The organism is Microbacterium sp. NPDC090007 (assembly GCF_044748345.1).
Classification (GTDB): Bacteria; Actinomycetota; Actinomycetes; order Actinomycetales; family Microbacteriaceae; genus Microbacterium.
Genome location: NZ_JBIVFV010000004.1, coordinates 210,001 through 223,703, shown reverse-complemented (window position 1 = coordinate 223,703; position 13,703 = coordinate 210,001). Strand labels below are relative to the sequence as shown.

The 13,703-nt window shown below is 70.6% G+C and carries 12 protein-coding genes; 3 read left to right on the top strand and 9 right to left on the bottom strand.

All coding sequences use genetic code 11. The annotated features are described in order from the left end of the window. Positions 1–619: 619 nt before the first annotated feature. Positions 620–2,044 carry a zinc-dependent metalloprotease gene (locus ACIPVB_RS14185; RefSeq protein WP_400369717.1) on the bottom strand — a complete coding sequence of 475 codons (1,425 nt, stop codon included), beginning with the start codon at positions 2,042–2,044 and terminating at the stop codon, positions 620–622. A 130-nt stretch (positions 2,045–2,174) separates the two neighbouring features. Here ACIPVB_RS14185 and ACIPVB_RS14180 point away from each other — a divergent pair, with 130 nt between their 5' ends. Beyond that, entirely contained in the window at positions 2,175–3,314 is a 1,140-nt protein-coding gene (locus tag ACIPVB_RS14180) for a PDZ domain-containing protein (RefSeq protein WP_400369716.1), read from the top strand. Between the two features lie 43 nt (positions 3,315–3,357). After that, entirely contained in the window at positions 3,358–6,309 is a 2,952-nt protein-coding gene (locus tag ACIPVB_RS14175) for a UPF0182 family protein (RefSeq protein ID WP_400369714.1), read from the top strand. A 525-nt stretch (positions 6,310–6,834) separates the two neighbouring features. On the opposite strand, the gene ACIPVB_RS14170 is transcribed toward ACIPVB_RS14175, so the two are convergent. The 7 genes from ACIPVB_RS14170 to idi are packed head-to-tail and all read right to left on the bottom strand — an operon-like array spanning position 6,835 to position 12,455. Then, entirely contained in the window at positions 6,835–7,725 is an 891-nt protein-coding gene (locus tag ACIPVB_RS14170) for a prenyltransferase (RefSeq protein WP_400369713.1), read from the bottom strand. Then, the gene (locus tag ACIPVB_RS14165; protein ID WP_400369712.1) at positions 7,722–8,039 is read right to left on the bottom strand and encodes a lycopene cyclase domain-containing protein; all 318 of its coding nucleotides are present in this window, start codon (positions 8,037–8,039) and stop codon (positions 7,722–7,724) included. The genes ACIPVB_RS14170 and ACIPVB_RS14165 overlap by 4 nt, the downstream gene beginning before the upstream one ends. Beyond that, positions 8,036–8,416 carry a lycopene cyclase domain-containing protein gene (locus ACIPVB_RS14160; protein WP_400369709.1) on the bottom strand — a complete coding sequence of 127 codons (381 nt, stop codon included), beginning with the start codon at positions 8,414–8,416 and terminating at the stop codon, positions 8,036–8,038. Before ACIPVB_RS14160 ends, ACIPVB_RS14165 begins: the two co-directional genes overlap by 4 nt. 1 nt (position 8,417) lies before the next feature. Beyond that, complete coding sequence (gene crtI / locus ACIPVB_RS14155; protein WP_400369708.1) at positions 8,418–9,974, bottom strand: phytoene desaturase family protein; 1,557 nt, start codon at positions 9,972–9,974, stop codon at positions 8,418–8,420. Continuing rightward, complete coding sequence (locus ACIPVB_RS14150) at positions 9,971–10,840, bottom strand: phytoene/squalene synthase family protein (RefSeq protein WP_400369706.1); 870 nt, start codon at positions 10,838–10,840, stop codon at positions 9,971–9,973. Before ACIPVB_RS14150 ends, crtI begins: the two co-directional genes overlap by 4 nt. Beyond that, positions 10,837–11,907: a polyprenyl synthetase family protein gene (locus ACIPVB_RS14145; protein WP_400369704.1), complete on the bottom strand. Its 1,071-nt coding sequence runs from the start codon at positions 11,905–11,907 to the stop codon at positions 10,837–10,839. The genes ACIPVB_RS14150 and ACIPVB_RS14145 overlap by 4 nt, the downstream gene beginning before the upstream one ends. After that, positions 11,904–12,455, bottom strand: coding sequence for an isopentenyl-diphosphate Delta-isomerase (gene idi / locus ACIPVB_RS14140; protein WP_400369702.1), 552 nt, complete (start codon positions 12,453–12,455; stop codon positions 11,904–11,906). The genes ACIPVB_RS14145 and idi overlap by 4 nt, the downstream gene beginning before the upstream one ends. Before the next feature lie 72 nt (positions 12,456–12,527). On the opposite strand from idi, the gene ACIPVB_RS14135 reads away from it, so the two are divergent. Beyond that, complete coding sequence (locus tag ACIPVB_RS14135; protein ID WP_400369700.1) at positions 12,528–12,998, top strand: MarR family winged helix-turn-helix transcriptional regulator; 471 nt, start codon at positions 12,528–12,530, stop codon at positions 12,996–12,998. Here ACIPVB_RS14135 and ACIPVB_RS14130 read toward each other — a convergent pair. Continuing rightward, entirely contained in the window at positions 12,982–13,641 is a 660-nt protein-coding gene (locus ACIPVB_RS14130) for a formylglycine-generating enzyme family protein (protein WP_400369699.1), read from the bottom strand. The genes ACIPVB_RS14135 and ACIPVB_RS14130 overlap by 17 nt on opposite strands. Positions 13,642–13,703 lie beyond the last annotated feature (62 nt).

Genomic DNA, 13,703 nt, shown 5'->3' with positions numbered 1-13,703 from the left:
CGAGCACGAGCGGCAGGTGCGTGATGTCGTCGCGCACGAGCGCCGCCGCGCGGCGCGGATCGACGCGGTAGGCCGCCAGGACGACGACCCGCGCGTCGACGGGCAGGGGGTCGCTCGCGGGTCCCGCCCACGACACGACCGCGCTGCGCCCGGGGAGCGCGGCCAGCACCGCCCGCACCGCGCGCGGGGGCAGATCGTCGGCGGTCTGCACGATGATCGGCGGATGCCGCGGCACCCGCGCCAGGGCGGGCGAGATCGCCGCGAGCACGGCGTCGCACGCGGCGGCACCGCCCCCGTGCAGGTGGGCGATCGAGTGCAGTTCGGCGCGGGTGCTGCCCGTGACCAGGGCGGCGACCACGTGGTCGACCCAGGCGCCGATGGTGGGTGCGACGGCGACGGCGGGGGCGCCGAACTGCACGCGCCCGTCGTGACGCCAGAGCGGGGGAGCGGCGGGATCGAGTCGGATCATGCACCGAGCCTGTCCCGCTCACCGAGGCCGGATGCCGGTGTCCCCACCTCGATGCGCCGGCAGCGACGTGGGGAGGACCGGTCCGCGAAACGCCGAACGCCCGCGGGGACCGCCGCGGGCGTTCTCTCCGGACCCGGGGCCCGGGTCGGTTCACACCGGTCGCTGGTCGCCCGGTGACGCTCCGTCATCGTCTTCGGAACCGCCGTCGGCACCCGAACCGTCTGCCGTGGATCCGCCGTCCCGCCCGCCCGAGGCCTCCTCGGCCAACAGCTGCGCGAGGGCGTCGTCCATGGCATCCGCCGGAGCCGCTTCGCCCCGCGAGGCGGCGGTCAAGCGGGCGACCAGGGCGGCGGGGTCGTCGATGTCGTCCGAGGTGGGCATGAGGTCGGGGTAGTCCCACAGCGCGTCGCGTCCGTCGACGCCGACGGCGTCGGTGACGGCGCGCCACATGGCCGCGGCCTCGCGCATGCGGCGCGGACGCAGCTCGAGGCCGACGAGCGAGCCGAGGGCCTGCTCGGCGGGGCCGCCCACGGCGCGGCGGCGGCGCACGGCCTCGGCGATGCGCACGGCCGAGGGCAGACGCGAGGTCGCGTCTTCGGTGACGACGTCGACCCAGCCCTCGATCGTGGCGAGCAGGTTCTCGAGGCGGGTGAGCGCGGCCGTCTGCTCCTCGCTGCGCTCGGGCAGCAGGGCGCCGCTCTCGAGGGCCCCGCGCAGTTCGTCGGGCTGCGAGGGGTCGAAGCGCGTCGCGAGCTCTTCGAGGGCGTCGGTGTCGACGCGGATGCCGTGCGCGAAGTCCCGCACCTGCGAGATGACGTGCAGCCGCAGCCATCGCGCGTGGCGGAACAGTCGCGCGTGCGCGAGCTCGCGCGTCGCGAGGTAGAGCGCGAGCTGGTCGTCGGGGATCTCGAGGTCGCGACCGAAATCCGCGAAGTTCTGCGGCAGGATCGCCGCGTCGCCGTCGGGCATGACCGGGATGCCGACGTCCCCGCCGCCGACGACCTCGGTCGACAGCCGCCCGACGACGTGCCCCAGCTGAGTGGCGAACAGCGAGCCGCCGACGGTCCGCATCAGGCGGCCGGCGCCCGCGATCATGTCCTGCATGTCGTCGGGAGCCTGCTGGCCGAGCGCCGCGGTGAGCGCGTCGGCGATGCTCGTGGCGACGGGCTCGGCGAGCTCCTGCCAGACCGGCAGGGTCGCGCTGACCCACGCGCCGCGGGTCACCGCCCGCGGCGGTCGGGGCAGGTCCGAGATGGTGGTGGCCTCGCCCAGCCACAGACCGGCGAGGGTGAAGGCCTGGTCGAGGTCGGTCTTCTGCCCGGTGGTCACGCCGAGGCCGTCCTGATTGGCGATGTGCAGGGCCTGACGTTCGGCCAGGCTCCAGTCGACGCCCTCTTGCGTGCCGGCGAACGCGCCCTGCAGCTGGTTCATCACCGCCTGCAGCATGGCGGGGTCGATCTGCATGCCCGACAGGCGGGAGAGCTGCTCGGGATCGATCCCGCTGACGTCGCCCGACATCAGGCGACGCATGAGCTCCTGGAACTCCTCTTCGGGGTTCCGGTCGTCGTCTGCCACTTCAGCCGCCTTTCAGCCAGGTCTGGGGATGGGAGTCCTACGCTAGTCGCACGCTTCCCCGCATCTGACGGCCCGGCCTCTCCTCGCCTTACGCCGCGCGCGAACGACGACCCGCTGAAGGATTGAGACCGTGACCCTGTTCGACCAGAACGTCTCGCACGCGCCGGTGACCGAGCCCGAACCCCGCCGCCGGTGGAGTCGCGGCACGGTGGTGGGCGTGTGGGCGCTCACGCTGGCCGTCCTGGTGCTGTTCGTGCTCACCTTCGTCCCGTCGGGGTACGTCATCCAGCAGCCCGGGCCGGTGTACGACACTCTGGGCACCTCGACCACCGCGGACGGGCAGGAGGTTCCGCTCATCAGCGTCCCGAACGAGGACGACACCACCAGCGAGGGCCGGCTCGACCTGCTCACGGTGCAGGTCAGCGGCAATCGCGAGCGGACCCCCTCGTGGGTCGAGCTCGTGCAGGCGTGGTTCGACCCCTCGCGCGCGGTCGTGCCGATCGACCGCATCTTCCCCGCGGGCCAGAGTACCGAGCAGCGCAACAGCGAGAACGCCGCCCTCATGACCGACTCGCAGAACGAGGCCGCCGCCGCGGCCCTGCGCGAACAGGGCTACACGGTGCCGCAGACCATCTCGGTCGCCACCGTCGACGAGACCGGCGCGACCGCCGGCATCCTGCAGCCGGGCGACGTCGTCACCTCGGTGAACGGCACCGACGTCACCAGCGTCGAGGGTGTCCGCTCCGCGGTTCAGGATGCCGCCGGCGCCCCCGTGACGATCGGCTTCGACCGCGAGGGAACCGCGCGCATGGCCGAGGTCACCCCGCAGCCCACCGACGTCGACGGCGAGCAGCAGTACCTGCTGGGAGTCGGCCTGAGCATCTCGTTCGACCTGCCGGTCGACGTGCAGATCCAGCTCAACGACGTCGGCGGTCCCAGCGCAGGAATGATGTTCGCCCTCGGCATCATCGACAAGATGACCCCCGGCGACCTCACCGGCGGTCAGCACATCGCCGGCACGGGAACGATCGACGCCGACGGCAACGTGGGTCCGATCGGCGGCATCCGGCAGAAGCTGTTCGGAGCGCGGGATGCCGGGGCCACCTGGTTCCTGGCCCCCGAGGCGAACTGCAACGAGGTCGTCGGACACGTGCCCGACGGCATCCGCGTGTTCTCGACCTCGACGCTTGCGCAGTCGCTCACCGCCCTCGAGACGATCCGCGACGGGGGAGACCTGGACGCCCTGCCGAGCTGTGGTTCGGGATCGTAGCATTCACGGCGAACCCCGGGAATGCCGCGCCTAGGATGAAAGGGTGACCACGACCTCAGCGCCGAACCAGGCCACGCCCCCGAACCGCTCTCGACGGATCATCTCGATCACCCTCGCGGTGATCGCCGCTCTCGTCGTCGCGTTCTTCGTCTTCGCGAACCTGTACTCCGATTGGCTGTGGTTCTCGCAGCTCGGTTTCACCGGTGTGCTCACCACGCAGTGGATCGCGCGCACCGTGATGTTCCTCGTCGGATTCCTCGCGATGGCGGTTCCGGTGTGGGGCGCCATCCAGCTCGCTTACCGCCTCCGTCCCGTGTACGCGCGTCTGAGCTCGCAGCTCGACCGCTACCAAGAGGTGGTGGAACCCCTCCGCCGGTTGGCGATGTGGGGGATCCCGGTGTTCTTCGGCTTCTTCGCCGGGTTCGCGGCATCCGCGCAGTGGGAGACCACCTGGCTCTGGGCGAACGGGGTCGCGACCGCGGTCACCGAGCCCCAGTTCGGCCTCGACACCGGGTTCTACCTGTTCGCCATGCCGTTCTACACCTCGGCGCTCGGCTTCGCCTCGGCCGTGGTGCTGGTGTGCCTGCTGCTGACGGCCGTGGTGTCCTACTTGTACGGGTCGGTCCGCGTCGGGCAGCGCGAGCTGCGCATCTCGAAGGCCGCGCGCATCCAACTCGCGATCCTGGCCGGCGTCTACCTGCTGCTGCAGGGTGCGAGCCTGTGGCTCGACCGTTTCCGCACGCTCGTCGAGCCGTCCGAGCGCATCACCGGTCCCGGCTACGTCGGTGCGAACGCCGTCATCCCCGGTCAGACGATCCTCGCCATCGCGGCGGTCATCGTCGCCCTGGCCTTCTTCGTCACCGCGTTCCTCGGCCGCTGGCGCTACCCCCTGATCGGTACCGCCCTGCTCGTGGTGTCGGCGATCGTGGTGGGGGCGGCCATCCCGTGGGCGGTCAACACGTTCCAGGTGCGCCCCAACCAGCTCCAGCTCGAGAGCCAGTACTACGAGCGGAACCTGCAGGGCACCAAGGCCGCGTACGGCATCGACCGGGTCGAGAAAGAGAACTTCCAGGCTTCGACCGAGGCCGAGGCCGGTCAGCTGCGCAACGACGCCGAGTCCACCGCGCAGCTGCGCATCATGGACCCCGCGATCATCGGCCCGACGGTGCGTCAGCTCGAGCAGTACCGCGCGTACTACCAGTTCACCAACCCGCTCGACGTCGACCGCTACACGATCAACGGGCAGACGCAGGACACCGTGGTGTCGCTGCGCGAGCTCAACATGGGCCAGCTGGGCGACGCCACCTCGTGGCAGAACACCACCCTGGTCTACACGCACGGGTACGGCATGGTCGCGGCCGCCGGCAACGAGCGCACGGCCGACGGCGACCCGGTGTTCCTCGAGCAGGCGATCCCCGGAACGGGCTTCCTGACCGACCTCAACTACGAGCCGCGCGTGTACTTCGGCGAGACCTCGCCGACGTACTCGATCGTGGGGGCGCCCGAGGGCACCGAGCCGATCGAGCTCGACTACCCGCTGGGCGCCGACGGCGGCACCGAGACGCGCACGACGTTCTCGGGCGAGGGCGGCCCCAGCGTCGGCAACGTCTTCAACCGCCTCATCTACGCGCTGAAGTTCCAGTCCGAGCAGATCCTCTTCTCGGACAGCGTCAACGCCGACTCGCAGATCCTCTACGACCGCAACCCGGCGGAGCGCGTGCAGAAGGTGGCCCCCTACCTGACGCTCGACAGCGACCCGTACCCCACGGTCGTCGACGGGCGCATCAAGTGGGTCATCGACGGCTACACCACGAGCGCGAACTACCCCTACTCGACCGGGGTGTCGCTGTCGCGTGCGATCGCCGATTCGAACAACCCGGCTCCCACCTTCGCGCTGGATGACATCAACTACATCCGCAATTCGGTCAAGGCGACCGTCGACGCGTACGACGGCTCGGTGGAGCTGTTCGCGTGGGACGACGAGGACCCGCTGCTGAAGGCCTGGCAGAACATCTACCCGACGTCGCTCCAGCCGTGGAGCGAGATGTCGGCCGACCTCATGAGCCACGTGCGCTACCCGACCGACCTCATGAAGGTGCAGCGTTCGATGCTCGGCGTGTACCACGTGGACGACCCGCGGTCGTTCTTCCAGCAGGACAACCGGTGGACCACGCCGAACGACCCGCAGGACCCGCAGACGTTCCAGCCGCCGTACTACCTGACGATGAAGATGCCGAGCCAGGACGAGCCGACGTACTCGATGTTCACGAGCTTCATCCCGGCATCCCAGGGCGGACAGGCGCGCAACGTGCTCACCGGCTACCTCGCGGTCGACTCCAACGCGGGCGACCAGCAGGGCACCAAGCGGGAGGACTACGGCCGATTGCGCATGCTCGTGATCGACGCGGCCACCACCGTGCCCGGACCGGGTCAGGTGCAGAACACCTTCGACTCCGACACGAACGTCTCGTCGCAGATCAACATCCTGCAGCAGGGCCAGTCGCAGGTGCTCAACGGCAACCTGCTGACGCTGCCGGTCGGCGGCGGTCTGCTCTACGTGCAGCCGGTGTTCGTGCAGTCCTCGGGTGACACGCAGCTGCCGCAGCTGCGTCGCGTTCTCGTGGCGTTCGGAAACGAGATCGCCTTCGAGAACACGCTGAGCGAGGCGCTCGACGCGCTGTTCGGCGGAGACTCGGGTGCGAACACGGGCGACGAGTCGGTCACGCCGACCGATCAGGGCGACGGCACGGGGGGCACCACGCCCACCACGCCGACGGTCCCGACCGGCGACTACGCCGCGGCGCTGCAGGAGGCGCGCGATGCGCTCTCGGCGCGTCAGGCGGCGTTGACCAGCGGCGACCTCGCCGAGTTCGCCACGCAGGACGCCCGCCTCACCGCGGCCGTGCAGCGCCTGCTCGACCTCGACAGCCAGGGCCAGGGCGGCACGGCGACCCTGTCGCCGACCCCGACGCCCGAGGCCACGCCCGCGGGCTGATCCTCCGCACCGACGCCGGCGCTCCGCTTCCGCGGGGCGCCGGCGTCGTCGTTGCCGCCCGTCGTTCCCGCGCCCGGGCGCGCCCGCCCGCCGCGCCCGGATTTTCCGCGAGACTGCACGCCGCTGACAACTCCGCGACATCCTGCAACCGACTCGTCACCCGCGTGCAGTCTCGCGGGTCCACGGCCCGCCCGGCGCGTTCCCGTCGCTACCCCGCCTCATCGCCCGCCCGCCCGGGATGCCCGCCGCGTCGCCCCCTCGCCCGACCGGCCCGGCGCGGACGCCCGGCGCCCGGGATTCACGCGAGACTGCACGCCGCTGACAACTCGGCGACATCCTGCAACCGACTTGTCACCAGCGTGCAGTCTCGCGGGTCCACGGCCCGCCCGGCGCCCGCCCGCCCGCCCGGCGCCCGCCCGCCCGCCCGGCGCCCGCCCGCCCGGCGCCCGCCCGCCCGCCCGGCGCCCGCCCGCCCGGCCGGCGCCCGCCCGCCCGGCGCACCGCCGCCGCGCCCCCGCGCGCCGGCTAGGCGCTGAGGAACCACCACCAGATCAACAGCATCGTCGTGCCGAACCCGGCGATCTGGTTCAACCACAAGAAGCGGTTCCAGCCGGCGGTGGCGCGGTCGGATTCGGCATCCGTCACGTTCCGATACGGCCAGCACACCACCAGGTACGGCACGACGAGCAGGGCGGCCAGCGGCCCGGGCCAGGCGGTGAACAGCATCGCGACGCCCGCCAGCAGGTACGCGGTCAGGGCGAAGCGCACGGTCCACCGGGCTCCGCGGGCCGTGGCGATCGACGAGATGTCGGCGGCGCGGTCGGCTTCGACGTCCTGCACGGCGCCGAAGGCGTGCGAGGCGATGCCCCACAGCGCGAAGGCGATGAACACGAACACGAGCTGCCACGTCCACACGGCGCCCGCAAGCACCAGGCCGTACACGGCGGGTGAGAAGAAGTGGATGCTGCTGGTGATCGAGTCCAGGAACGGTCGCTCCTTCAGCCGCAGCGGCGGCGCGGAGTAGAACACGACGAAGAACAGGCTGAGCGCCAGCACCAGCCACGACAGCGGCGAGCCGATGATCACGAGGTACACCACGAACGGCAGGCACGACAGCGCCGAGGCCCACAGCGTGATGGGGTGCATGCGCTTGGCGAGCACGGCGCCGTGGGTGCCCCCCTTGCGGGGGTTGCGCAGGTCGGATTCGTAGTCGAACACGTCGTTCACGCCGTACATCGCGAGGTTGTAGGGCACGAGGAAGAACAGGATGCCGATGATCAGCGGCGCGTCGATCTGCCGCGTGGTCAGCAGATAGGCGGCGGCGAATGGGAAGGCCGTGTTGATCCAGCTCACCGGCCGCGACGACACGAACAGCTCGCGGACGATGCGCCCGGGGGTCAAGGCGGGCGTGGTCATGCGGCATCCTTCGGGGACGGGGTGGAAGACAGCAGCGTGTACACCGCCGGCACGAGGAACGCCGCGCACAGCGGGTAGGCGAAGTCCTCGACGGGGGCGAGTCCGAGCTTGAGGCCGCTCAGGTGCTCGGGCGGGTAAGAGAACAGGTCGACGGCGATCATGAGGTTGTCGAAGACGAGGGTGAGGCCGACCAGCACCAGGGCGGTGAGGCCCGAGGATGCCATGCGCCTGCGGAATCCGGGTCGCCGCGCCGTCGCGAGGGTCACGAGCGCCGTGACCACCACGAACGGGATGACGATGAGCGGGTAGGTCACGACGCCCCCCGCGTGTCCGACGGCGAACGGTGCGACGTCGACGCCCCGGGCCCCGCCGCCCGGGAGCGCGCCGCCGCCCGCCGTTCGAACACGGCGAACATGACCACGGTCAGGTAGCTCAGGAACAGCAGGAAGAAGACTTCTTCGAGCGGCAGGTGCGGGGCGAGCATGACGCCGACGAACAGCGGGCTCTCGCCCTTGACGAAGACGCCCGTGACGATCCCGACGACGTCCCACGCGAGAAAGAACGCGGTGCCCACGAGCACGGCGATCACCGTCCGCACGGGGGCGACCCGCAGCGCGAGCGAGTACTTCCCGTCGATGAGACCCATGCCGACGAGCGAGAAGAGGATCGCGCCCAGGTAGATCCCGGGCACGTCAGACCGCCGCGCGCGCGGGTTCCGCCAGGGGGCCGGGGGTGGTGTCGCCCGTCATGCGCTTGACCACGAGCTCCGCCGAGATGAGGCACATCGGCAGGCCGATGCCCGGCAGCACCGAGGTGCCCGCGTAGTACAGGTTGTCGACCTTGCGCGAGCGGTTCTTGGGGCGGAAGATCGCGCTCTGGTTGAGCGTGTGCGCCAGTCCCAGCGAGTTGCCGTGCCACGCGTGCAGGTCTTCTTTGAAGTCCTCGGGGGCGATGGTCTTGCGCACGACGATGCGGTCGGCGAAGTCGGGGATGCCGGTCCATTCGCCGATCTGCGCGATGACCCGGTCGGCTGCGGCTTCGATGCGCGCGTCGCCGGCACCCGAGACGCCACCGCGTCCGCTGTCGGGGTCGGCGGGCACGGGCACGAGCACGAAGAGGTTCTCGTGGCCGGCGGGGGCGACGGAGTCGTCTGAGGCGCTCGGGCGGCAGATGTAGATCGACGCGGGGTCGGGGATCTTCTTGTTCTCGCCGAAGATCGCGTCGAAGTTGGTGTGCCAGTCGTCGGTGAAGAGCAGCGTGTGGTGGGTGAGCTGCGGCAGTTCGCCCTTGACGCCGAGCAGCAGCAGCAGGGCGCCGGGGCTGGGAACCTTGTCCTTCCACCACTTCTCGGGGTACTGGCGGTCCTTCTCTTCGAGCAGCACGTTCTCGGTGTGGTGCAGGTCGGCGCCCGACACCACGGCATCCGCGGCGATCACGCGTCCGTCGGCGAGGCGCACGCCGCGGGCGGTGCCCGAGTCGGTGATGATCGCCTCGACCGGCGACGACGTCTCGATGCGGACGCCGCGTTCGCGGGCGAGCTTCTCGATGGCCGTGATGATCTCGGTCATGCCGCCCCGGGGGTACAGCACGCCGTCGCCCAGGTCGAGGTGGCTCATCAGGTGGTACAGGCTCGGCACCTCGAACGGGGAGCCGCCGAGGAACACCGCGGGGTAGGCGAGGATCTGCTGCAGGCGCGTGTTCTGGAAGTCGTCGGTGACGCGCTTCCACAGCGTCCGAGTGAGCAGTGGGATCAGCGTGGGCAGGCGCTTGATCAGCGCGGGGTCGCGCAGGCCCTTGGTCGAGGAGTACGGGTCGTAGAGGAACTTCGACGTCGACAGCTCGTAGGCGTCCTTGGCCGAGTCGAGGTACTTCTCGAGGTTGTCTCCCGAGCCGGGCTCGTGCTTCTCGAACAGCGCGCGCACGGCTTCGCGGCCCGAGACGATGTCGATGGGCTCGCCCTTTCCGGGAGGGCCGTACACGCGGTAGGCGGGGTCGAGGCGCACGAGGTCGAGCTGCTCGTCGGCGCTGGTGCCGAGCAGGCGGAAGAAGTGGTCGAACACCTCGGGCATGAGGTACCAGCTGGGGCCGGTGTCGAAGCGGAAGCCGTCCTTCTCCCACGATCCGGCGCGGCCGCCGAGGGCGTCACGGGCTTCGAACAGCTGGACGTCGTGTCCGCGGTCGGCGAGCAGGGCGGCGGTGCCGAGTCCGGCGATCCCGCCTCCGACGACGACGATGCGCTGGGCGCTCATGAGCGTGATCCTTTCGGGGGCCGCCCCAGAAGGGCGCGGGCGGCGAGGGTGGCTTTGACGCCGTCCGGAACCCGCACGCGCGGGGCTCCGGCGGGGGCGGCGCGCAGGCGCCGCGACAGTTCGGCGAACAGGTCGTGCGCCGTGGTCACCGCGGCCCGGCAGTCGGGCGGAAGGTGGGGGATGACGGATGCCGCGGCGGCCAGGTCGGCGTCGATCCGGTCGAGCACGGTGATGCGCCGTTCGTCGTCGGCGGCGCCGTCGAGGTAGTCCCGGCCGAGGCGGTCGGCGTCGTCGGCGAGGTCGCGCAGGAAGTTGACGTCCTGGAAGGCCGCGCCCAGGCGGCGCGCTCCGTCGACGATGTCGGCGGCAGGCTGGGCCGGAGCCGACATGCCGGCGTTGAGGAACACCTGCAGGCACATCAGGCCCACGACCTCGGCCGAGCCGTAGACGTAGGCGTCGTGCGAGATGTCGTCGTGGGCGGCGGTGTCGAGGTCGGTCCGCATGGATGAGAAGAACGGGGCGATCAGGTCGGCGCCGATGCCGCACTCACGGGCGGTGCGGGCGAAGGCGTGCACGACGAGGTTGGCGCTGAAGCCGGTGGCGATGGCATCCATCACCTCGGTTTCGAGGGCGTCGAGCACGTGGCGTTCGCGTTCGGGCGAGAGACCGGCGTCGTGGGCGGGGCCGTCGACGATCTCGTCGGCGACGCGCACAAGGGCGTAGATGTTGCGCACGTGCGGGCGCGGGCGGGGCCCGAGCAGCTTGGTGGCGATGCCGAACGAGGTGGAGTAGCGGTTGATGACGGCGGCGGCGGCGTCGTCGGCCGTCTGCGAATACAGTTCGAGGCCCGTGGGCGCTGCGCTCACGGAACGCGCTCCGCGACCATGTCGACGAGTTCGATGAGCATGGTCTTGCACTCGCTCGGCAGGGTCGACAGGCTCACGATGTTGACGGCCTCGTCGAGGGTGTCGTAGACGAGGCGCTCGAGGGCCTTGCGGGCTCCCGAGTTGGCGAGGGCGGTCTGGGCGACGCGGATCGCGACGGGGCCGGTGTGCGCCTGGGCGAGGGCTTCGCTGACCTCGGGCCAGCTCGCGGTCTCGCGCGCGAGCGAGATCAGGTGGGTCTTCTTGGCCTCGCGCAGGTCGCAGCCCTCGTCCTTGCCCGACACCTCGGGCGAGCCGAAGGCGCCGATCAGGTCGTCGATCAGCTGGTAGGCCAGGCCCAGTCGCTCGCCGAACCGTTCGAGGGCGCGCAGCACGGCGTCGTCGGCGCCGGCCATGACGGCCCCGGCCTGCAGGGGGGCAGAGAACGAGTACACGGCGGTCTTGTCGCGCGTGGCCGCGAGGATCGTCATCGGGTCGAGGTCGGCCGAGGTGATGGAGTTCTCGACGTCGGCGAGTTCGCCGGCGGTCGAGACGATCACGGCCTCCTCGACCAGGGTGACCAGGTCGGCGCGCATCTCGGCGGGGACGTTGCTCAGGGCGACCAGGCGCGTGGCCTCGTGCAGCAGCAGGTCGCCGGCGAGGATGCCGGCGGCCGTGCCGAGCAGCGAGGCTCCGGTCTCGTCGGCGCCCTTGTCGAGGCCGCGCTGGCGGAATTCTCCGCCGACGTTCGGGATGCCGCGCCGCTCGAGGTCGTGATCGATGACGTCGTCGTGCACGACGAAGGCGGTGTGCAGCAGCTCGAAGGCGGCCGAGATGCGCCAGAGGTCCGACAGGTTGACGCCGTCGCCGTCGAGGGTGTCGTAGGCCGCGGCGACGAGCAGCGGGCGGAAGCGCTTGCCGCCGGTGGTGGCGCGTCGGATGGCGGATGCCAGGGCGTGGGCGCCGTCGCCCAGGGGGAGCAGGCGGTTCTCGAGGCGTTCGAGCGAGGTCTCGATCGCGTCTTCGATCTCTTGACGCGCGGTGGGGGCGCTGGGAACGGCGAAGATCACGAGGCTCTCCTCACGGCGGGTGCGGGGTCGAACAGGTGCAGCTGCTGCGCCTGGAGCACGAGCCACGGGCTGAACGCCCACGGGGTGGACTCGAGCGAGGCGGCGAGCTCGAGCGGGTCGACCCAGCGGTACTCGGCGACCTCGTCGGGGTTGGGCTGCGGGTCGTCGTCGGTGCGGGCGGTGTAGACGGGGCAGATCTCGTGCTCGACGATGCCGCTGGCATCCACTGCCCGGTAGCGGAAGGTCGGCAGGGCCAGCTCCACGTCGCGCACGCGCAGACCGACCTCGAACTCGCCGCGGCGGTGCACGGCCGAGGTGATGGCCTCGTCGGGGCCGGGGTGACCGCAGAAGGAGTTGGTCCACACACCGGGCCAGGTCTTCTTGTGCAGGGCGCGGCGGGTGACGAGCACCTGGCCGTGGCTGTTGACGACATGGCACGAGAAGGCGAGGTGCAGTCGCGTGTCGGTGTCGTGCACGTCGGCCTTGGGCGCCGTGCCGATCTCGTTGCCGAAGTCGTCCAGGAGGACGACATATTCGGTCTCGCTCATCGTGCCTCCCGTTTGCTAGTTTAGCTAGCGATGTGAGCCTGACTTTACCGTGAGCGAAAGGGGGTGTCCACCGTGACGAAAGCCGTGTCGACCTCTGCTACGCGGCCCGCGGTGCTCGAGACCCTGCGGGCTGTGCAGACGCTCAGCGACGCTCTCGACCGCATGCACAGCGGCATGAAGAGCGACATGGACATGAACGCCAGCGACCTCGCGACGCTGCGCATGCTCACCATCCGCGAGCGCCGGGGCGAGATCGTGAGCCCACACGACGTGGCGACGCATCTGCGCATCTCGACGGCATCCACCACGAAGCTCATCGACCGACTGGTCAAGTCGGGTCACCTCGAGCGCCGTAAGCACCCGTCCGACGGCCGATCACGCGTGGTCGTGCTGACCGACAAGTCGCGTCGCGAGTTCTTCGAGCACTTCGGGGTGCACCTGGGCGCGATGCGCGAGCTCGCCGCTCAGTACGACGACGCGCAGCTGACGACGGTGGCCGCGTTCATGGAACAGCTGACCGAGGCGATCACGACCGACGCCTGAGCGGTCCGCGCGCGACGCGCACCCCCACGTCGTCGAACGCCTCGCGCGGTCGAGCTCCGCGCCGGACGGCGGCCCGCACCACGTTCGGGGGATCCGACCACCCTCCGCCGCGGAACACACGCGCGTCGGATTCACCCTCGGGGTCATACAGGTCGAAGCACCATTCCCACACGTTGCCGAGGGTGTCGAACAGGCCGTTGAGGTTCGGCATCCGGATGCCGACCTCGGCCGGATGACCGAGACCGTCAGCCGAGGTCCAGGCGACCTCTCGCACGGGACCGTACGCCATGCCCGTCGACCCGGCGCGGCAGGCGTACTCCCATTCGTCCTCGGTGGGCAGGCGGAAGCCCTCGGAGTCGGGGTCGCCCGTGACGACCTCACCATCGAACGAGTACACGGGGTCGAGCCCCTCCCACTCGCTGAGCGCGTTGCACAGGCGGATCGCCCGCAGCCAGCTCATGTGCGTCGCGGGCCGACGAGGGTGTCGCGACGGAATGCCAAGCAATTCGGCGACCTGCTCTTCGGTGACGGCGTAGCGGCCGATCTCGAACGCCTGGACGACGATCTCGCGACGTTCGCTGCCGCGCTGATCGATGCGCAGCACGCTGCCCGCGGCGATACGCGCCATCTCCATGTCGCTCATGCGCGATCTACCCACTCTCTTGGCAGCACGATCGCTACGTAGTCAAGCGTGCGCCAGCGCGG